Genomic DNA, 19773 nt, shown 5'->3' on the forward strand with positions numbered 1-19773 from the left:
AGGCCATCCGGCAATCCGGATCGGCCTGTCTCTTTTCCGTTTAACGGCGCCGGATTTTCCCGGGAGAGGCACCGTAGTTTTTTTTGAACAAATGATAAAAGTGACTGAGATTGTCAAAGCCGGCCTCATACGAAACTTCCAGAATGGATAGAGGCGTTGTCAGCAGCAGGTTTTTGGCGTAACCCAATCGAAGCTGGTTAATGTAGGCTGTCGGCGTCGTATGGAGATGCTGCTTGAATACCCGGTTCATATGGCCAACGCTGTGGTCGGACAGCGTATACAGCCGTTCCAGGCCGCCCGTGAAATTTTCTTTTTTTTGCAGCTCTAGCAGCAGAGCATCCAGCCATTGCGGCATTAGTTTATCATTCTCGTTCTGGTCGTTGAAGAAATAATAAGTAAGCGCATCCGTCAAAAAGCTTCGGGCCAATATTTTGGCCTTCTTCTTCTCAAGCGTCGTATAGAGGTGGATAAGCTCTCCTTTCCGGACGAGTGTCTCAACATCGGATGAGGGCAGTACGATCGATGGCGGCATCCCCACGCTTTTCAGCTTTTGAGCGACAACAGGATTTGCAAAATATTTAAACGCATCCTCAATCACTTCTTTATAAAAATTGACATTAATAAACTGGCAGTCAGAATCGTCGTAAAAGTCATACCAATGGGTATCATCAGGCCTGATGAATACCATCGTCCCTTTTTCCATATAGTGCGCTTCGCCGTTAATATGATGGATGCATTTGCCGGCCGTTATAATAAAAACCTCGTAATAATCGTGGCGATGCAGCGGTGTCGTGTGCTTAATGGAGTATTCGATATGAAAATTCGCCTGAACCTCAGGATCGATCAGCGCTGCAGCTTTCAATACGGCAGCTTGCATCTTATGCTCACCTCTTAATTGAAATAAGGGTTGTCTATATGATGTTAATATAGCACAAAAAAAGCTCAAACAATACAAGACTGATGATGCAATCAAGTGTTACTATCATGCTGTTAGCGGATAGACATCCCTTAACGCCGCATCCTTTATGATAATTAAATAGCACAATAAATTACTGAAAAAGCAGGTGGAATGCAGATGCAATTGCTAACCCTTAACGGCGTATGGAACATGAAGAGAACGGACGAAGCGGAATGGATTAACGGAACTGTACCCGGTTCCGTATTTAACGATTTGCTTCAAGCGGGCAAAATGGAGGATCCGTTTTTCCGCGATAATGAATACGATGCGCTGGAACTGTCGAAATTCGACTATGAATACAAACGTGAATTTACGGTAGAGCAGGATACGCTTAAGCATGACGTTGTTCTGCTGCGCTGCGAAGGTCTCGATACGTTATGCGAGGTTTTCATTAACGGCAGCTCTGTCTTGAAAGCGGATAACATGCACAGAACGTATGAAGTTGATGTTAAGAACGTTCTTGTTGCCGGGGACAATACGATTCATATCCTCATTCAATCGGCTACCTTGTACGCGCTTGAAAAAGAGAAGGAACAGCATTTGTCGAGCTGCGCCGACGCTGTACCGGGCATCTCCCATATCCGGAAGGCACATAGCATGTTCGGCTGGGATTGGGGACCGCAAATTCCTGATGCAGGCATTTGGCGGAGCATCTCCATCGTAGGCTTTGATACGGGCAGAATTGACGATGTATATGTTACGCAGCAGCATTCTGACAACAAGGTAAATATCGATATTAAGGTTGAACTTCAGAGGTGGAATGATTCATCGCTCAGCCTGCGTGCAGTTCTGGAATCGCCAGACGGCAAAACCTATGAACATACGGTTTCTGCTGCTGTAACGGGTACGGAGGCTTCGCTTCAGCTTGAAGTTGTAGATCCGCAAATTTGGTGGCCGCATAACTACGGAAGCCAGCCGCTGTATGCCTTGAAGGTTGAGCTGCTGGATGGCGGCAAGGCGATTGACGACAAGTCTCTGACAATCGGACTGAGAACGCTGACTATCAAACAAGAGAAAGACACTTGGGGCGAATCCTTCGAGTTCGAAGCAAACGGCAAGCGTATTTTTGCCATGGGCGCGAACTATATTCCAGAGGATAATGTTTTTGGCAGGATCAGCTACGAAAGAACGGAGAAGCTCATTAAGAGCTGTGTAGAGGCCAACTACAACTGCATCCGCGTATGGGGCGGGGGCTACTATTGCGACGATTATTTCTATGACCTGTGTGACCAATACGGCTTGATCGTCTGGCAGGACCATATGTATGCATGCGGCAATTATGATTTTAACGAGCAGTTTAAAGAAAGCATTCGTCTGGAGACGATTGACAACGTGAAGCGTATTCGTCATCACGCATCCCTTGGCTTGTGGAGCGGGAACAACGAGCTGGAGTATGCTTGGGCTTACTGGGGCTGGGGAGAGCGTTACGGCGAGAAGCTGCAGCAGGATTATCTCAAGCAGTTCGAGCAATATTTGCCGGAGCTAAATGAGTCGCTTGATCCGAATACGTTCTACTGGCGTTCCTCGCCTTCATCTACGGGCAACTTCGACGATCCGAACAATGAGAACATCGGAGATATGCACTATTGGGATGTATGGCATGGGCGCAAGCCGATTACTGAATTCAGAACGTTGTATCCGCGCTTTATGTCGGAGTTCGGGCTGCAGTCTTTCCCGTCTCTGAAAACCGTAGAGAGCTTCACGCTGCCGGAGGATCGCAACATTTTCTCCTATGTGATGGAGTCCCATCAGAAGAACGGCACGGGCAACGAGAAGATTCTGTATTATATCAGCGAATATTTCAAATTACCGAAAAACTTCGATACGCTTCTCTACGTTTCTCAGCTCATTCAGGCGGAAGGGATGCGCAATGCGGTGGAGCACTGGAGAAGAAACCGCGGCAGATGCATGGGGGCAATTTACTGGCAGCTGAACGACATCTGGCCGGTTGCGTCCTGGTCAAGCCTGGATTACTTCGGCAGATGGAAAGCGGCTCATTATTCGACGAAAAGATACTTCGCTCCAGTATTGGCATCGGCTTGTGAAGAGGGGACTTCTGTTGCGCTTCATGTAAGCAATGAGACGCTGGAGCCGGTCGAAGGAAAGCTTACTTGGCGTCTGTTGAACCATCGTTCCGAAGTTATTCAAAGCGGTGAGCAGGCAGTTGCGGTAGATGCTCTGGCGACGAAAGAGATTGTTGCACTGGATTTTGCCTCTGTACTGGACTCCAAGCAGAAGCAAAGACAAAGCTATTTGGAATTTGACTTTATCGTGAACGGCCAGTCGGTGAGCGGCGGAACGGTTCAATTCGTGAAGTCGAAGCATTTTGACTACTTGAATCCGCAAATCAGCGTACAAGTCAGCGAAGCAGAAGACCGGTTCGTCATTGAGCTGGAGAGCCAAGCTTTCGCAAAATTCGTAGAGCTGGATTTTAAAGCCGCGGATGCCTTGTTCAACGACAATATTTTCGATTTGTCGGCATCCCGTCCGAAAACCGTAACGGTTAAAAAAGACAGCTTGTCGGAGACGTTGAGCCTGGATGCATTCCGGGAACAGCTTACGGTACGCAGCTTGTTTGACACGTATGAATAAGCAGGCAGCTTGAAAGTTGCAATGGTAGGATCCAAACTTTTATTGAAGCAATAGAACATCTCCCTTAAGGTGATAAGGCAGTCGTCTGCTTACTCACTCTGGAGGGAGATGTTTTTTTCATTGCAATAACCAGCAACATTTAACGTGCGAGCTTCGTCAAAAGTCTATATTGTAAAAAGATAATTTAAGGAAAAAAAGGAGAAATTCGTATGTTGAAGAATAGCTTTAATCACATATTGAATAGGAAGCACCAACAAAATGGCGTGATCCCTTTTACAGCTGTAGTGCTGTTGATAATGGCAGTTGGGCTGTTAGCTGCTTGTACGAACAGCAACGGAAATTCTTCTTTTAAGCCTGGCTCGGTTTTTGCTCATAATTCCAGCGGTGAACTATTTGTTATTGGCTCAGGCAATTCTTATGAGGTTGATGAGGCAGGCAACGTTACGATTGCTTACCGGGATGGAGCCGTTACAGCGAAAACGCCATTGACGCTGGATACGACGGGATCGGTAATCGGAATGAGCATTAATGAAACAGGCTTCTACATATCAGAGAACAAAACCGTGATTGTATACGGGTTTGGCGACGGCAAATTGTCTCCGCTGCATGTAATGATTAGTGATGACATGGGGAAGACGTGGAACGATTATACGATTGATGGCGCAAAGGGTTATGATACGAAGTTCATCGGTTTTACGTCGGAAAAAGAGGGCTGGATCGTCTCCGGCGGTTCAGCCGGTGTGGGGCAATCGATGAACTATATCTACCAGACGTCGGACGGAGGAAAGACTTGGCAGGAGATTGGCAACGCTAATGAACAATATGCGGGGCAGTTGACCGGGGCAGGTTTCTACAACAAGGATATTGGCTTTCTCGGGTTTAGATATTATGAAGATAAAGGACCCGTTATTTATTGGACGAAGGATCGCGGGCAAACGTGGGAAAGGTTAGCTGTCGCTTTGCCTGAACAGTATGCTGAATATGAAAAAACGCCGTTTTCTCCTGTCTTTGATGGCAAGGAAGGACGTCTTCCGATCGGGATCAGCAAGGATGGGAACGAGGCTCAAATGATATATTTAACGAGTAAAGACGGAGGACTTTCATGGGTTTATGAGCAAGGATCGCTCAAAAATAAATAAAGCCGGGAGAGATCGTATATGGCATACGATTTCTCCCGGCTTTTGGTTATTTCACGATGACATTCAGAATGTCATCGATTTTTTTTGTATTGGCAATCGCTCCGCTCGCCATCCAGTAGTTGCTTGGCATTTCGAAGACATGGCCGTTTTTGACAGCAGGCAGATTCCGCCATAAGGCGCTGTTTTCATAATCCGTCAATAGCGCTCTTGAATCTTCTCCCTGCACAAGTACAAAGATATAGTCGGCATCCAATTGAGGCAGTATTTCCAGTGAGAGCGGCTGTGCGCGGCTCCAGGACAATTCCTTAACGAGCTTATGCGGCGTTAACCCCAGATCCGAATAAAGCACGAGCCCGCTGTAATAGGAGCCGTCCATCAGTTGGACTTCTTTCGGTTTTACACGAATGACGGCAAACGTTTTGTTTTCTACAAAGGGCTTTAGCTGCTCTTTAGCCTGCTCGACTTTGTTGTCGTAATCAAGAATGGCTTGTTCCGCTTTAGCGGAAGTGCCGGTCATCTCACCGATGACTTCAAGCGTTTTCTTCCAGTCAACGGTCGCATCGTCAAATATGTAAGTCGGAGCTATGGAAGAGAATTGCTTATAGGATTCCTCATCCGCCATGTTCGTCGTGTACAGTACAACGAGATCAGGGTTCGTTGCAAGAAGCGCTTCCTTGTTCAGTCCGCCGCTCGAAAAATCAAGCTTGGGCACATCTTGAAGATCCGCCTCCAGATAATCCTGCACCAGCTCGCCATAAGACCATTTAGCTGCCGGCTTGATTCCAAGGGTCAGCAGCGCATCTTCAAGATAAGGAGCAACGATCCGTTGCGGGGTGGAGGTTAATTGAATCGAGCCCAGTTCATGTTTGAACTCTTTTGGCGCTGAGGCGGCCTCCGTTCCTGTTCCTGTTTCGGGTGAGGCAGAAGGAGTTGTACCATTATTGTCAGCCTTCGAGCCGCATCCGCTTATGAGTAAAATGGTTGTAAGTGCCGCCAAAATAAAGGTTGATCGCATTCTGAATTTGTTGCGCATAGTGCCTCCTAAGGTGATTTTGATATTCATTATCAACAAAAGCTATTTTATCACCCTAGTATGGCGATTAATAGAGAGGATTGTGTGGTGTTGAGCAGGCGAATTGTGCGCCCGGTTAATTCTGCTTCCTTCCAAGCAGCTGCTGAGCCTGTTCGATAACAAGTTCATGTGCGTAGGGGGAATACTCCAGCCAAGGCGTTTCTTCTATTATATGAACTTGACCGCTCTGAACCGCTCGAATCGTTGTCCACTCGGTACTCTGCCGCAATCGTTCCCAAGCCTGCTGCGATTCCTGATCCTGATCAATGACCAGCAGCAAATGACCGGTATCGCGAAGGGGCGCAAGATCCAGCATTGAGAGTGCGCGAAATACCGGAATGTTAAGCGTATCGCAGGGAGGACGAAGCCCCAGATCATCGTATAGAACGGCACCTCCGTTGCGTCTGCCGTAAATGATTAATTGACCGAGCATAACGTGCAGCAGCGTGACGGTCTCACCGCCAATACGGCGCTGGATGACTTTTTTTGCTTCAACAGCTTTGTATTCATATTGGGTGATCCAGCGTTCAGCAGCCTTCTCCTGTCCGATGATCGATGCTATTTGCCGGAACTGATCCCGCCAGTGGCTGCTCATCCAGGGAACAACAAAGGTAGGTGCGATTTTACGGAGCTGCTCGTCAATTTCTGGTGGAATAATATCATCGCACAGTATCAGTTCTGGCTTTGCCTCCGCCAGACTTTGCATGTTATGCCTCCAGAAATCGGCAGGCATCACTTTACGCCGCAGCAGGTGAACAGAAATTAAATCATGGTACCGGCTTCGGTGATATTCCCGCTGACGGTCGACTGGCGCGGCATAGGGAACGATATTCAGCGCCAGAAGGTGAGCGGCATAATGATAACTGACCGTTGCAATTCTCTCATGCCTGCCTGCAGCGAACATCGAGGGGGACACGCCAACCGCTTCTCTGAACTTACGACGGAAATGCGAGTCATCCCCATAACCGACCCGGCGGGCGGCCTCGCTTGTTTTCATGCCATTGCGCAGCAAAGCTTTGGATTGAAGGATGCGGATTTTAGCCAAATAGCTATGCGGACTAAGTCCGGTGATCGTCTTGAAAACATGCGAATAGTGCCAAGGGCTCATGCAGGCGATGGCTGCTAATTCATCACGGGTTATTGGTTCCGCATAGCGGCGTTCCATCTCTTGAATGGTGCGCAGAATAGCATGACGGGCATCGTCTTCTTGCTCTTGCTCCGGTTGTTCGATATCCATGAGCAGGTAGACCAGCTTATAGAACGAAATCATATCGCTATGCTTGCGAATCTCCTTCGTGCTTGTACGGCTTTCCCATAGCAGTGCGGCCAAACGGTGAAGCTCCGGAAAATAGTGCTTGGGCACATCAACGCCGCAGCTAAACACATCGGAAGCAAGCTGAAAAATACGATCTTCCTCCGTACGCGCACGCTCTGATAAGGCTTCAAACTGAATATAGTAGCCCTCGGGAAGCTCGGTTGACCCGTTTCTTTCATATTCAAAAAGCATGCCAGAGGAGATCAGCAGCCCTCTGTCTCGCTCCAGCGTATAATGCTGTTTGTCAGCAGCAAGCAGACAGCTGCCTTTAGTAACCAGCAGCAAAATATAGCATTCCGCGAAAGCGGAGCTGGCGGCTGTCTCCATGCGGGAGCCAAGTCGTTCTATATCGATAAAGCGGAAGATGAGATTATTGCTGTCGCCTTTTGCAGGCTGTGGAAGCAGTAAAGTCATGTTACATCATTCCTTATCTTAACGATTGATTTTTAATATCATTGAATTGTAATAGAAATAGACTTCGGAATCAATTAGGCTAATATTATGTCCCACCATAAGTATGGCTGCTCAGCTGGCTTGAGAGACGGGAAAGCTTAATACGAAAGCTGCTCCTCCGTTCATTCGATTATGAGCTGATATTTGTCCGTGACAACGTTCGACAATTGCCCGGGAAATGGCTAGCCCGAGTCCCGTTTGTCCATCTTGCCCTTTAACGAAACGTTGAAAGAGCCGGGGGAGGATCGCTTCCGAAATGCCATCCCCATCGTCACTAATTTCAATAGCTACACGATTATCATTTTCAGACACATGGATGTGTATCGTTTCCTTTGCATAACGCGAAGCGTTGCCGACAATATTCAGCAAAGCCTGAAGGAGCTTCTCCGGGTCGACTTTGATATGCGGCTGCTGTCCCCAATCCGGTATGCTGGACACTTGGATTTGAATTCCTTTATCCAGAAGAAGCGGGTTCATTCGTTCTACTGTTTTGGCAATCAAGTTTTGTACCGGAATATCGAAGTCCTCGAAGATCCCCTCTTCACTTTCCAGCTTTGCGAGAAGGATCATTTCCGTCACAATCTTTTTCAGCCGTTCACATTCGTCTGCGATCGTTTCTAATCCTTTATCTGCATGTTCTCCTGTAAAAATCCCGTCCCGAATTCCCTCCGCATAGCCTTGTATCGACATTAGCGGCGTTTTCAGCTCGTGAGAGGCGTTTTGGAAAAACTGCTTTTGCGCACGGTGATATTTTTCGAGCTCGTTTGCCAGCTGATAGACACTTTGTGCCACTTCACCAACTTCTCCGCTTGATTTAACCAGCTCCACCTCGGAGAAACGGCGTGTTTCTACTTTTTTTAATTGTTTCCTTAGATCTGTCAATGGCGTAACGAGCTTTCTCGTGATAAGCATGCTAAGTAAAAAAGCGAGAATGCCTCCCATCGATAAAATCAGCAGCATACGGCTAAATAAAGCCCACTGCATCGATTTGATTGTGCTGAGTGGTGTGGTCATCATAATGGTAGTGGAATAGGGCCTAATCCGGTCTACACTATCCGTTATGGATTCCGCGATATACATCCCATCAGGCTGCTGTAAAAATCCGTTGCCCTTCACAGCAGAGGATGTTAAAAAAATTTCCATTCCATAGCCTTAGCAGCAGTTAGTTGGCTGTATAAGAGCTTCTGAGCGGACTGTAGCCATATCGCCTCCATTTGCCCATTGCTGACAGCTTGACCTGGCACAGCTTGCAGCGCATTCAAATAATATCTTCCTGTTGCCCGCATTTCTTTTCTTTGACTGTCGATTAGCGTATTAGACAATAGCGGATAGATCAGGACAGCTGTAATGGCCAGAACAGCAAACAGCAAAATCCCGAATGATAGATTCAGTCTATAGATCAATCTCATATTTGTTCTTCATCTCCTTGAACGCGCAATCGATAGCCATGTCCCCAGACTGTCTCAATAGGGAGCTCATTAATTTTTCTGCGCAGCCGCTTTACCAGATCGTCAATCGCCCGGTCACTGCCGAAATAGTCAGCACCCCAAACCAGCGTCAACAGCTCGTCACGAGAGAAGGCGCGATTCGGTTGTTCAAGCAAGGTTCGAAGCAATGTAAATTCTTTAAAGGTCATACTTAATTCTTTGCCACGCCAGAAAACCTGTCTTTCTTCGACAACCAGCTTTAGCTCAAGAAACTCCAGCTGCATTCTCTGGGCAGGGACAAGGTTGTGATTAACTGGTTGCGGATGCATAGTACGGAGCCGGTAGAAGAGACGGTTGACCCGCGCAACCAATTCCCGGGGACTAAAGGGCTTGGTTAAATAATCATCACTCCCCAGCTCTATGCCAAGTATGCGGTCAACTTCTTCATCCCGCGCAGAGATCATAATAATCGGGACTTCAGTCTCTTTGCGAATTTGCCGGCAAAAGTCGTAGCCGTTCATCTTCGGAAGATTAATATCGAGAACCCAGAGATCGGGAGATTCTTTTTTCCACAAGGCCAATGCTTCTTCAGCAGTTGATAATGCAAAGGTCTCATAACCTTCTTTATTTAAATAAGCGGACACAATTTCTCGAATTTTAGCATCGTCGTCCACGATCGCAATTTTATATGCATTCATGTCTGCAGCCTCCGGACCGAATCTTTATCACTCATTGTAACAAATGCCTCTCCGCTGCGGTGCAATCCCACACTTTTTCCATACTTTTTCTATAACTCCTCCGAATCTTAATTGATGCCTGTCTGTATAGTTAGGAGCTGTAAGCAATCGAATTCGAATACGTTGAAAAGGATGATCGCAATGAATAAGAAATGGACCTTGCTTTTACTGGCCGCATTATTAATGTTAACGGCTTGCAGCAAAACCGATTCTTCAGTGAACTCCGGCGCCCCGTCGCCAGGTGAGAAGAAGACCGTTGTTGTGGCGGTGATGAGTGCTGACCCCTTCCTGGAGAATGCAGCTAGAGCATTTGAAGCGCTTCATGACGATATTCAGATTGAAATTAAATCCCATTTGGCTAATCCTGATGGAGGGCCAAGAGCAGCCGTATCGCTGGCCGATATCGAGAAATATATTCAAACCTTAACGACACAAGCCCTTTCCGGTAAAGGAGCGGATTTGTTGACAATGGGAATTTTGCCTGAAGATAAATTTGTTGAAAAGAAGGTACTAGTCAATCTGTATGAGCTAATGGAGAAGGATTCATCTTTTGATAAAGGGAAGTATTACGAGAACGTTTTGAAATCCTCTCAAGTAGGTGACGGTCTCTATGCGATGCCGCTTTCCTTTTCGATAGATGCGATTCAGGGCAATGCGGAGCTGCTTAAGAAAGCCAACATCAATATGAATGACAACAATTGGACCTGGAGTCAATTCGCTGACATCGTTAAGAAATTGAAAGAACAGAATGGCTCCGACTACATGGCATTCGTCAATCCTAGTCAAATCATTGCCGATTATATTTCTGAGAATGGCTCCGAATTTCTGAAAAAAGGAGAGCCGAATTTCGATTCCGATGCATTCAGAGATGCATTGACGCAAATAAAAACGATGTACAGCGAAAAAATAATCGAAGGAACCTATACGGATACAGACAAAGTATTGTTTGCGATGAAAAGTATGAGCAGCCCTAAAAATGCATTATTGTCCGTTCTGGATCCGAAGCTTCAGTATTATCAGAAACCGACAATGAATGGTAAATCTTCAGGCTGGAAGATGGGCTCTTTCACTACCTTTGGTTTAAATAGCAAATCGAAGGTCAAGCCGGAGGCATGGGAGTTTCTTAAATTTCTGCTTTCTGAAGAAATGCAGTCTTCACCAGATTTGATGGGCTTACCCTTAAACAAAGCTGCACTGGACGAGAAGTTTGCTGAAACGGAGCAAGAGCTCGAGCAAGGCAAGCTTGAAGTGAGCTTTGCCATTCCTGACTCCAAGACTGTGAAAGAGCAAATTCAATCTTTGAAAACTTTATTTGAAGGGGATGGAGGGGAGAAATTATTCAGCGATCAGAAAGTGCTTAATATCGTCTTTGAAGAATTTTCACCCTATCTCAGGGGGCAGAAATCAGTTGAAGAAGCCAGCAAACTGATTCAAAACCGGGTGAAGACGTATTTGAATGAATAATGAATGAATATAGAACAAAGACAGAAAACCCCAACGTTGCCGTACAACGCTGGGGTTTCAGTTGTTGAGCTGAAATCGTCACTGTTATAGCTATTATGTCATGCTGCCCTTCCTATGTGTTTCTGCACGGGCAAATTGCTTTGCGTTTAGCGGCTCTTTGCTTTTGAGCAGAAGCCTATATGGATACCTAATAGGTTATAAGGACTATATATATGTCGATTTCTGGCGGAGCATGAGTCTTGTAGTATGACCTTTTAGAACTATTGGTTTACCAATATTTATATTTACAGCTGCTATAATTAGGTATATACTACCGAGTGTGATAATTTTAGAAAATAATAGGGGGTTATTATATTGTCCGCAGTTTTTGCATTTCTGTTCTTTGTTGCTTTCGTAGTATTACTTATTTTAGGCATTGTCGGTGTATCTAAGAAAAAACCGAAATCAAAGAGGAAATTTCTATTTTCGGCAATTTGTTTCATCTTTTTCATTTCTGCTTCCATTGCAACTTCAGTACAAAGCACTGATACAGTTGTTGATTCCTCTGTAGATAATGCTGATCCTGATAAAGAAGCAGAAAAAGAAAAAGAAAAAGCTGATGCGAAAGCAAAAGCTGATGCAGAAGCTAAAGAAAAAGCCGAGGCAAAAGCAAAGGCTGATGCAGAAGCTGCTAAGCCAAAGCTTGAAGTTCTGACTCATTCTGTAGAAACCGATAGCTTTGCAGGTTATATCGTAGGTACTGTTAAAAACAACACTAAGAAAGAATATAGCTACGTTCAAATCCAAATCAATCTCTATGATGCTGACGGTAATCAGGTAGGCAGTGCATTAGATAATACAAATAACCTTGAAGCCGGCGGAACATGGAAATTCAAAGCTATCGCTCTTGGTGACGATATTGATTCTTATAAAATTAAAGATGTAACGGGCTGGTAATACAATATTTTCATACATAAACAGGCAGAAGGTATTTGAGCCGGCTGCCTGTTTATTATTTATAATCGTATAGCTATACTCCTTCAGTTGACCCGTGAAGCGCAAACGAAAGGCTTACTGGAAATTGCTTTTCCAAAATGAGGTATGGAAATTCGTAATGATTGGAAAGCAAAAAGGCTTTTGATTCTCCGAATCCGGAAAATCAAAAGCCTATAATGGTTGATTTGGTGCGGTCGAGAGGACTCGAACCTCCACGGCTGTTACACCACTAGAACCTGAATCTAGCGCGTCTGCCAATTCCGCCACGACCGCATATATTGTTTCAACAGAAAATATAATATCATAATTATTAGAAACTGGTCAAGAGGGAATTTGAAAAATGTTTATTTTCGATGACAATCATCTCAATGACTCATCTAACTAACGCAGATACAGTGATCGAAATTCCGTGTATCATGAAGCAAACGGAAGCAACGTCAGCGGTTGACAAATGAAAACAGTTGTAACTATAATCGTCACATGAATAGCTGCGACTTACTAGCAAGGAGGCGTGCGGGATGACCAATAACCGGTTTGCCGTTGCTGTCCATATACTTTCATTATTGGAGTTAATGAAGGATACGCGCTTAACCTCAGAATATATCGCAGGCAGCGTGAATACGAATGCCGTTGTCATCCGGAGAATTATGGGTATGCTGAGCAAAGCGGGGCTAGTGCTGACTAGCCCGGGTGTTGCCGGAGCTTCGCTTTCTCGTCCGGTTGATCAGATTACACTGCTGGACATTTATCGGGCGGTGCAAAATGATGGACATGAGGAGTTGTTCGCGATTCATGACAAGCCGAATCCGGATTGCTCAGTAGGGAGGAACATTCAGTCCTCGCTTGAGCATGCTTTCTCAGAAGCGCAGCAAGCGCTGGAGGATAAGCTTGCTGCGCTTACGCTGAAACAAATCACGACGGATCTGGCCAGCAAGATGTAGAAACGGTAAAGAGACCAAAAAGGACAGTCTGCGGAGATCCGCGGTACTGTCCTTTTTGCCGTCTGAACGACGAAGGCTACGATAGCTTGTTATTTATTTGCTTGAGATGATGGATATCATGCTTCACGAAAATAGCCAAGTAGCTATCTGCAGTGAATTGCCGCTTCCCCGAACCGATTGAGAATCGGGTTTCGGTGCCGATGTCACGAATTCGTTGGAGCAGTTGTTTGCGTGTTCGAACAAATTCGTCCAGCAATAAATGAATCGTATCGAATCTGCTAATAAACGCAATCGCTTCTTTATTGTGCAGATCATGATCCGGGAAAGCAATGAGGCGTGTTCCTTGAGCCATGAAAGGGACGTGCTCTGTTACAATAAAACGGTCCCAATAGTACAAATGGCCAATGATATCTCGAATGGACCATTTACCTTCACCTATGGGCTCGAGCAGCCGACTTTCTTCCGCTTCTTTCACTTTTAAAAATTCCTCGAGAGATTGTTCATAACTAGATGCGGATTTCATGATGCTCAATTAAATGCTCACCACCAGTATAATTGTTATAATAAGGTCATTATAACCAATAAATCACTAGAGGTAAAGAACGTATGTTCTTATATGAGGGGTTGAGAAACTCCAATTTCTAGCTTTTTCCTCGCTAAAAGAAAATCAAAATGCAAAAGTGCAGGCTGATTGGCCCAAAAGGGCTCCAAACAGCTCTCAAAATGCAAAAGTACATTTGAAATCCCTTCTTTTTCCCTCAGAGGGGCTTTTTTAGCCAATCAAAATGCACATTTGCATTTTGATGCGGTAAATCGCCGAAAAAACGGTTAACAAACTGTACTTTTACATTTTGATTTGTTCCACTGCACTATAAGCTCTAAATGATGAAAAGGTTTGTCTTGCTCTGAGGGTCCGGAATAAGCAGGGGGAGCGGAGCGGTTTGAGTTCAGGATGACATTTCGCAGGTTTGAACCATTTATTATGGGATTAGCGATAGCAAAAATGGAAACAAGAACGGCAGCATGAACCAAACCGCGCAGCGAATCCGAGGCACTATGAAGGGGACCGCGCTACGAATCCGGATTGCGAGCCAAGATTAGCTTTGTCATCAAACGCTCAATAATTCCTCCTATACATAGCTAGAACGGGTCATCTGAATTAGCGGTTCTTTTGTTATGATAGCTTGTGAATTGGAAGAGAAAGGGGATTTAAGGGTGATCCGACTTAAACATGGCTTCGTAGCCTGCCTCTTAGCAGGTGTGCTGCTTTTATCAGCTTGCAGCGGAGGTTCGAGCGCAACCAATTCGGGCAATCCGAATGCCGGCCAAAGCGATGACCAATTGATCTACAAGAAAAAATGTATATCCTGTCACGGAGTTGATCTCCAAGGCAGGGCGGGCCCAAGTCTTCAGAACGTTGGCAGCCAATTAACGGAGGAAGAGATCTATAGTATCATAGCAAACGGCCGTAAGGGGATGCCGAAATTTGAAAAACGTCTCTCCGAAGAAGAACTCCGCAGCGTTGCCCGCTGGTTATCGGAGATGAAGTAGAAGCAGTGATGCTGAAACGTAATAAACAGTGAAAAAACAGGTCCGTGAGTCGCTGCAAGAGCGCGAATTCACGGACCTGTTAATTTAATAGCCAGCTTCATTTATTCCACCGCAGATTTCAAGTAACCGTAGTGCTCCTTGTCCATCTGCGCGAGCGGAATGAATAAGATTGACGCGCTATTGATGCAATAGCGTTTTCCTCCGCGATCCTGGGGCCCGTCGTCGAACACATGGCCAAGATGTATGTCGCCCGCCCGGCTTCGCACTTCGGTTCGAACCATCCCGAAGCTTGTATCTTCTTTGTAAGTGACGACCTCCGGGATAATCGGCTTCGTGAAGCTCGGCCAGCCGCATCCCGAATCGTACTTATCGCGACTGGAGAACAGAGGTTCGCCGGTGGCGATATCCACATAAATGCCGGGTTGCTCGTTATCCCAGTACTCGTTCGAAAATGCATGCTCCGTATCATTGTTAACGGCTACCGCATATTGGTCTTTCGTTAATTTCTGCTTCAATTCTTCATCACTAGGTCTCGGATAAAGTGAGGGATCAATCACAATTTCCTGATCATCAAGAATGCTTAGATCGATGTGGCAATAGCCGTTCGGATTTTTCTCCAAATAATCTTGATGGTACTCCTCTGCCAAGAAATAGTTCTGCAAAGGCAATACTTCGGTGACAATCGGCTTGTTGTACTTTTCTTGCTCCTGAGTTATAGCTTGTTGAATGATTTCCGCATCCTCGGCATCGGTATAGTATACCCCAGTCCGGTACTGAACACCTTGGTCATTCCCTTGCTTATTCTTGCTGGTAGGGTCGATTACCCGGAAGTAATCGGCAAGCAGCTTCTGCAGCGTAACTTGCTTCGGATCATACTTGACATGAACAGTTTCTGCAAAACCGCGATCTCCCCGGATTACATCTTGATATGTCGGGTTCTCGCCCTCACCGTTCGCGTAACCTGAGGTTACGTCATAAACACCGTTAATGCGGGACATATAAGCCTCCACACCCCAGAAACAGCCGCCAGCTAAGTACAGGTCGCGCAGCTCGGAGTCGGGTATGTCCGGCCGGGCTGTCGCTGCGGCCGCCGCCTTAGCACTCTGCCGGGATTGCTCGGCACTGATTTGCCCGCAGGCGGACAGCATCAGGACCACAGCAGCTAGAAAAATACTTAACGTAACGTTTCTCATGAGCATCCTCCTTAGCTTATGTCCTTGAATGTCTCCATGATCAACTCATTGGAGGCGTGACCGGGAGATGATTTGACCAGAATGCCGTCAGAGCCGATATAATAGGAGCTCGGATATCCTCTTAAACCATATTGCTTCGCCCATACTCCGTTCTCATCCAACAACACAGTGATATTGGAATAAGGCTGCTTAGTGAACCATTCCATAAAATCCTTCGCTGATTTCTCACCTTTATAGTTCGGCGTAACGATCGTAATCACGCGGAAATCATTTTTTTGACCGGCCAATGTGTTCAAATCCTCCAGCCCCGCCAGACAGATTGAGCACCAGGAAGCCCAATATTTCACATAAACCTTCTGGCCCTTGAAATCCGCAAGCTGAATTTCATTACCGTTCAGATCGCTTAAGGAGAAGGAGGGAGCAGCCGTTCCCTTATTCATCACTTCATTGTTTTTCACAGTGCCTGCAGCGGAATTTTGCACAGTTTCCTTGGCACCGCAGGCGGACAGAACTGTAAGGAGAACGCCAGCTAACAGCATAAATTTGACCCATTGCTTTGAGATCCTCATGCTCTATACCCCCAGTCATTTACTGAAACCATACGACAATCGTGTTAAGCTGATCGGTCATGAGCAGAATCCCCATCAGGATGAGAATACAGCCGGATACAACCTTGATGATTGCCATGAATTTGTACAACCGTCTAATCCGTGTAAGAATCAAATCTGAAAATATCGACATCAGCAGAAAAGGAATCGCCAGTCCCAGCGTATAGATCAGCATCAGAAAGCCGCCGTATGCTGGTGAGCCTTCACCAGCTGCGATACTGAGAATAGCGGCCAGCACCGGGCCGATACACGGCGTCCATCCAAAGCTGAAGGTCAGCCCTAGCAGAAAAGCGCCGATATATCCTTTACTGGTAATGCGATCGCTGGAGATCTTCTTTTCCCGTTCCAGCCAAGAAAGCTTAATCCATCCGGTCTGGTATATGCCGAACAGGATGACAATAGCTCCGCAGACCGCAATGAACCGTGAGCTTGTAATGACGGTGCCAATCGTTCCGAAGCCAAAACCGAGGAAGATGAAAACGGTAGATAACCCAAGGACAAACAACAATGTCCGCAAAATCAGCCTTGGCTGAAGCCGAAAAGAACGGGAAGAAGCGGTCCCTGGATTTACACTGCTCGCGCCGGTTCCCGACAAGTAGGCCACATATACGGGAAGCAGCGGCAAAATACATGGTGCAAAAAACGACAACAGCCCTGCGGCAAAGACGCCGAAGAGAAATAATTGATCGCCTGCCAATTCCATCACCGCCTGATTTTATAGCTTGGTATTCGTGGATGAAGAGTGGAGCTGATCGGAAGCGGATTTGCGGCTGGTATAGACCGGCAGCGTAAACCAGAAGCAGCTTCCGGCTCCAGGGGTACTGCGCACGCCAATTTCGCCGCCATGGAGCTGGACAATCGATTTAGCGATAGCCAGCCCGAGCCCAGCGCCTCCGCTGCTTTTACTCCGGGATTTATCCACCCGGTAGAACCGTTCAAAGATGCGGGAAAGCTCCGCTTCACTGATTCCTTCGCCTTCATCTATGACGGAAATTCTCAGGAAGGAATCGTCCTGTTCAGCAGCCGTCAAAACGATTTTACCTCCATAAGGGGAATACCGAATGGCATTTTGCAGCAGATTGGACAGAACCCGCTTGATTTGAGCGGGCATCATATTAGCGGCAGGCAGTCTGTCCGGCATCTCAATCTCGACCTTAAGCTGCTTTTCCTTCAGATGCAGAGAGAAGCTTTCCAAGGTGCTGATTAGCAGTTCATCCGTATGATAGGGCTCGGGGGCGAAGATTTCTCCATTAGCTTCCATGCTGGAGAGCTCGAATAAGTCATGAATGAGACCGCCCAGCCGTCTCGTCTCCAGCTGAATGGTATGCAAATAACGCTGGAAGGTGTCTTTATCTTTAATGACGTCGTCTTCAAGCGCTTCTACGAACGATTGAATGGAAGCCAGAGGCGTCCGCAAATCATGGGAAACATTCGCAATCAATTCCCGCCGCGCAGCTTCGGAACTGTACAGATTGTCGAAGCTTTCTTTTAATTTCTGACTCATTTCATTGAATTGTCGGGCCAAGATTTTAAATTCCAATGGGCCAATCGAAGGGACCTCCGTATGGAAATCGCCTTCTGCTATTTTTTTGGTCTGTTGCGTGATCCGTAAGATTGATTTCTCCAAAGGGCGCGTCAGCAAATGCTGCAGAATAAAAGAAAGCAGGCCAGTTCCTGCTGTAATGCTGGATAGCCAGTAAAGTTGTTCGATCGTTAACAGCATCTTGGAATAACTGACAAACAAACAAATTAATAAAACGCCGATGCTTGTAAGGTTGGCCAGCAATAAATTAGTTCTTAATTTCATTGGCGCGCTTCACCCGCAAACTTATAGCCAATGCCCCAGACCGTCTTGATATATTTAGGCTCTGAAGGATTTGGCTCGATTTTTTCTCTTAGTCTTCGAATATGCACGGTCACTGTGGTCGTATCTCCCTCATAGCTGAAATCCCACAGCTTGCTCAGAATCTGATTCCGTGAGAAGACCTGATCGGGATGGCTTGCCAGCAAGTGCAGCATCTCGAACTCTGTAACTGTTAAGTCAATCGTCTGCCCGCATACGTCAACTCGGCGTTTGCCAGCATGAATCGTAATATCCTCGTATTTGATTATAGGTTCGGCAGCATTGCTCGGGGCAGGCTGTATGTGCCGGACTCTGCGCAAAATATTTTTTACACGAAGAACAAGCTCCCTTGGACTGAAAGGCTTGGTTAAGTAATCATCTGCGCCAAGTGTCAGTCCCATCAGCCGATCCTGCTCTTCTCCGCGCGCGGTCAGCATAATAATTGGTATATCCTCAGTCTGCCGGATTTCCTTGCACACCTGCCAGCCGTCCTTGCGGGGCATCATGAGATCGAGCACGATTAAGTCGGGACGCTGGCTCGACCAGAGCTCCAGCGCTTCCATGCCGTCTCTGGCGGTCAAGACGGAATAGCCTTCCCGTTCCAGATATCTGCGGCATACATCGGTAATATTCGCATCGTCATCAGCGACCAGTACACGCTCGTTCAATCCGCCCCACCCCTTAACGTTCAATCAAGATTTATAAATTTGATCATACCATAAAAAGGCTGCTCAGCCCGGCTGCGTACACGCTACATCTTAGAAGCGGGCTTCATATATTTCGTGACCAATGCAGGTGAGACATAAGTATTGTTGTGATAAAGTACAGCAGCTGCATCCAGATCAACCTTCTTGCCGTCCACTGTAATCATCTTTTTCCCGATCCACACTTTAATTGATTGTCCCGCTGGCTTCATGCTGGTATCCATCTTCGTATCACTCATCATCTTGTCGTCCGCCATGTTGTCATCCATCATTTTATCGTTCATCATCTTGCCATCGTCCATCTTGTCATCTGTCATGTTGCCTGAGTACATCAATGTTACGGAATTTTCCTTGCCGTCCCATTTCACGCTGTAGCCGTACATCTCGGCTGCCTGCCGCAGATGAACAAGCTCCATTCCGTCTTTCTTAATCGTCTTGGGCATTGCTGCAGCAGCACCCGCCACTCCGGCAAAGGCTAGAGAAAGTACCATTGCTGCCAGCAAAATAAACATCTTGCTCTTTGTAACTTTAATCATTTTTATCACACTCCATATCAATTTATGTTGCACATGCAGAGTAAGATAAACTGCTTACAATTATCTAAGCAAAGTATTACGAATGTATTACGGCACACAAGAACAACAAAAAAAAGGTCCGTGAACCGCTGCAAGAGCGGCTTCACGAACCTGTTCGTTATAAGGTATGGTGCGGTCAAGAGGACTCGAACCTCCACGTCATTGCTGACACTAGAACCTGAATCTAGCGCGTCTGCCAATTCCGCCATGACCGCATATCATTTGA

The 19773-nt window shown here is 46.4% G+C and carries 19 protein-coding genes and 2 tRNA genes; 6 read left to right on the forward strand and 15 right to left on the reverse strand.

The annotated features are described in order from the left end of the window. Positions 1-40: 40 nt before the first annotated feature. Entirely contained in the window at positions 41-877 is an 837-nt protein-coding gene (locus ACFVVF_RS25705; RefSeq protein ID WP_387815594.1) for a helix-turn-helix domain-containing protein, read from the reverse strand. Positions 878-1108: 231 nt separating this feature from the next. On the opposite strand from ACFVVF_RS25705, the gene ACFVVF_RS25710 reads away from it, so the two are divergent. Together ACFVVF_RS25710 and ACFVVF_RS25715 are read left to right on the forward strand one after the other, a co-directional pair. Continuing rightward, on the forward strand, positions 1109-3550 hold the full coding sequence (locus ACFVVF_RS25710) for a beta-mannosidase (protein ID WP_387815596.1): 2442 nt from the start codon (positions 1109-1111) through the stop codon (positions 3548-3550). 296 nt (positions 3551-3846) lie between these two features. Further along, positions 3847-4689, forward strand: coding sequence for a WD40/YVTN/BNR-like repeat-containing protein (locus tag ACFVVF_RS25715; RefSeq protein ID WP_387815598.1), 843 nt, complete (start codon positions 3847-3849; stop codon positions 4687-4689). A gap of 46 nt (positions 4690-4735) precedes the next feature. Here ACFVVF_RS25715 and ACFVVF_RS25720 read toward each other — a convergent pair whose 3' ends face one another. From ACFVVF_RS25720 to ACFVVF_RS25740, 5 genes are all read right to left on the reverse strand, one after another. Next, positions 4736-5722, reverse strand: a complete 987-nt coding sequence (locus ACFVVF_RS25720) for an ABC transporter substrate-binding protein (RefSeq protein WP_387815600.1) — start codon at positions 5720-5722, stop codon at positions 4736-4738. A 115-nt stretch (positions 5723-5837) separates the two neighbouring features. Beyond that, positions 5838-7490, reverse strand: coding sequence for a helix-turn-helix domain-containing protein (locus ACFVVF_RS25725; protein ID WP_387815601.1), 1653 nt, complete (start codon positions 7488-7490; stop codon positions 5838-5840). Positions 7491-7601: 111 nt separating this feature from the next. Further along, entirely contained in the window at positions 7602-8672 is a 1071-nt protein-coding gene (locus tag ACFVVF_RS25730) for a sensor histidine kinase (RefSeq protein WP_387815603.1), read from the reverse strand. Then, on the reverse strand, positions 8657-8938 hold the full coding sequence (locus ACFVVF_RS25735; protein WP_387815605.1) for a hypothetical protein: 282 nt from the start codon (positions 8936-8938) through the stop codon (positions 8657-8659). Before ACFVVF_RS25735 ends, ACFVVF_RS25730 begins: the two co-directional genes overlap by 16 nt. Further along, a complete protein-coding gene (locus tag ACFVVF_RS25740; RefSeq protein WP_387815607.1) occupies positions 8935-9654 on the reverse strand; it encodes a response regulator transcription factor in 720 nt (239 codons plus the stop codon). The genes ACFVVF_RS25735 and ACFVVF_RS25740 overlap by 4 nt, the downstream gene beginning before the upstream one ends. 180 nt (positions 9655-9834) lie before the next feature. Here ACFVVF_RS25740 and ACFVVF_RS25745 point away from each other — a divergent pair, with 180 nt between their 5' ends. Together ACFVVF_RS25745 and ACFVVF_RS25750 are read left to right on the forward strand one after the other, a co-directional pair. Further along, on the forward strand, positions 9835-11157 hold the full coding sequence (locus tag ACFVVF_RS25745; protein ID WP_387815609.1) for an ABC transporter substrate-binding protein: 1323 nt from the start codon (positions 9835-9837) through the stop codon (positions 11155-11157). A 354-nt stretch (positions 11158-11511) separates the two neighbouring features. Next, positions 11512-12093 carry an FxLYD domain-containing protein gene (locus tag ACFVVF_RS25750; protein WP_387815611.1) on the forward strand — a complete coding sequence of 194 codons (582 nt, stop codon included), beginning with the start codon at positions 11512-11514 and terminating at the stop codon, positions 12091-12093. A gap of 225 nt (positions 12094-12318) precedes the next feature. Here ACFVVF_RS25750 and ACFVVF_RS25755 read toward each other — a convergent pair. After that, positions 12319-12405, reverse strand: a tRNA-Leu gene (locus tag ACFVVF_RS25755). A gap of 245 nt (positions 12406-12650) precedes the next feature. Between ACFVVF_RS25755 and ACFVVF_RS25760 the strand changes: the two genes are divergently transcribed. Continuing rightward, the gene (locus tag ACFVVF_RS25760; RefSeq protein WP_387815612.1) at positions 12651-13073 is read left to right on the forward strand and encodes an Rrf2 family transcriptional regulator; all 423 of its coding nucleotides are present in this window, start codon (positions 12651-12653) and stop codon (positions 13071-13073) included. 76 nt (positions 13074-13149) lie between these two features. Here the strand turns inward: ACFVVF_RS25760 and ACFVVF_RS25765 are convergent, their stop codons facing one another. After that, positions 13150-13596, reverse strand: coding sequence for a DinB family protein (locus ACFVVF_RS25765; RefSeq protein ID WP_387815614.1), 447 nt, complete (start codon positions 13594-13596; stop codon positions 13150-13152). A gap of 692 nt (positions 13597-14288) precedes the next feature. On the opposite strand from ACFVVF_RS25765, the gene ACFVVF_RS25770 reads away from it, so the two are divergent. Continuing rightward, complete coding sequence (locus tag ACFVVF_RS25770) at positions 14289-14624, forward strand: c-type cytochrome (protein WP_387815616.1); 336 nt, start codon at positions 14289-14291, stop codon at positions 14622-14624. A 101-nt stretch (positions 14625-14725) separates the two neighbouring features. Here the strand turns inward: ACFVVF_RS25770 and msrB are convergent, their stop codons facing one another. The 7 genes from msrB to ACFVVF_RS25805 all read right to left on the reverse strand — a co-directional run bounded on the left by msrB (position 14726) and on the right by ACFVVF_RS25805 (position 19762). Further along, complete coding sequence (gene msrB / locus ACFVVF_RS25775; protein ID WP_387815618.1) at positions 14726-15817, reverse strand: peptide-methionine (R)-S-oxide reductase MsrB; 1092 nt, start codon at positions 15815-15817, stop codon at positions 14726-14728. Positions 15818-15828: 11 nt separating this feature from the next. Further along, positions 15829-16386: a TlpA family protein disulfide reductase gene (locus ACFVVF_RS25780; protein WP_387815620.1), complete on the reverse strand. Its 558-nt coding sequence runs from the start codon at positions 16384-16386 to the stop codon at positions 15829-15831. A gap of 19 nt (positions 16387-16405) precedes the next feature. Beyond that, positions 16406-17128: a cytochrome c biogenesis CcdA family protein gene (locus tag ACFVVF_RS25785; RefSeq protein WP_387815743.1), complete on the reverse strand. Its 723-nt coding sequence runs from the start codon at positions 17126-17128 to the stop codon at positions 16406-16408. Between the two features lie 12 nt (positions 17129-17140). After that, positions 17141-18232: a sensor histidine kinase gene (locus ACFVVF_RS25790; protein WP_387815622.1), complete on the reverse strand. Its 1092-nt coding sequence runs from the start codon at positions 18230-18232 to the stop codon at positions 17141-17143. After that, positions 18229-18936 carry a response regulator transcription factor gene (locus ACFVVF_RS25795; protein ID WP_387815624.1) on the reverse strand — a complete coding sequence of 236 codons (708 nt, stop codon included), beginning with the start codon at positions 18934-18936 and terminating at the stop codon, positions 18229-18231. Before ACFVVF_RS25795 ends, ACFVVF_RS25790 begins: the two co-directional genes overlap by 4 nt. A gap of 83 nt (positions 18937-19019) precedes the next feature. After that, on the reverse strand, positions 19020-19508 hold the full coding sequence (locus ACFVVF_RS25800; RefSeq protein WP_387815626.1) for a stalk domain-containing protein: 489 nt from the start codon (positions 19506-19508) through the stop codon (positions 19020-19022). Between the two features lie 167 nt (positions 19509-19675). Further along, positions 19676-19762: transfer RNA gene (locus ACFVVF_RS25805), tRNA-Leu, on the reverse strand. Positions 19763-19773: the final 11 nt, after the last annotated feature.

It is taken from the genome of Paenibacillus sp. NPDC058174, assembly GCF_042883865.1.
Classification (GTDB): domain Bacteria; phylum Bacillota; class Bacilli; order Paenibacillales; family Paenibacillaceae; genus Pristimantibacillus.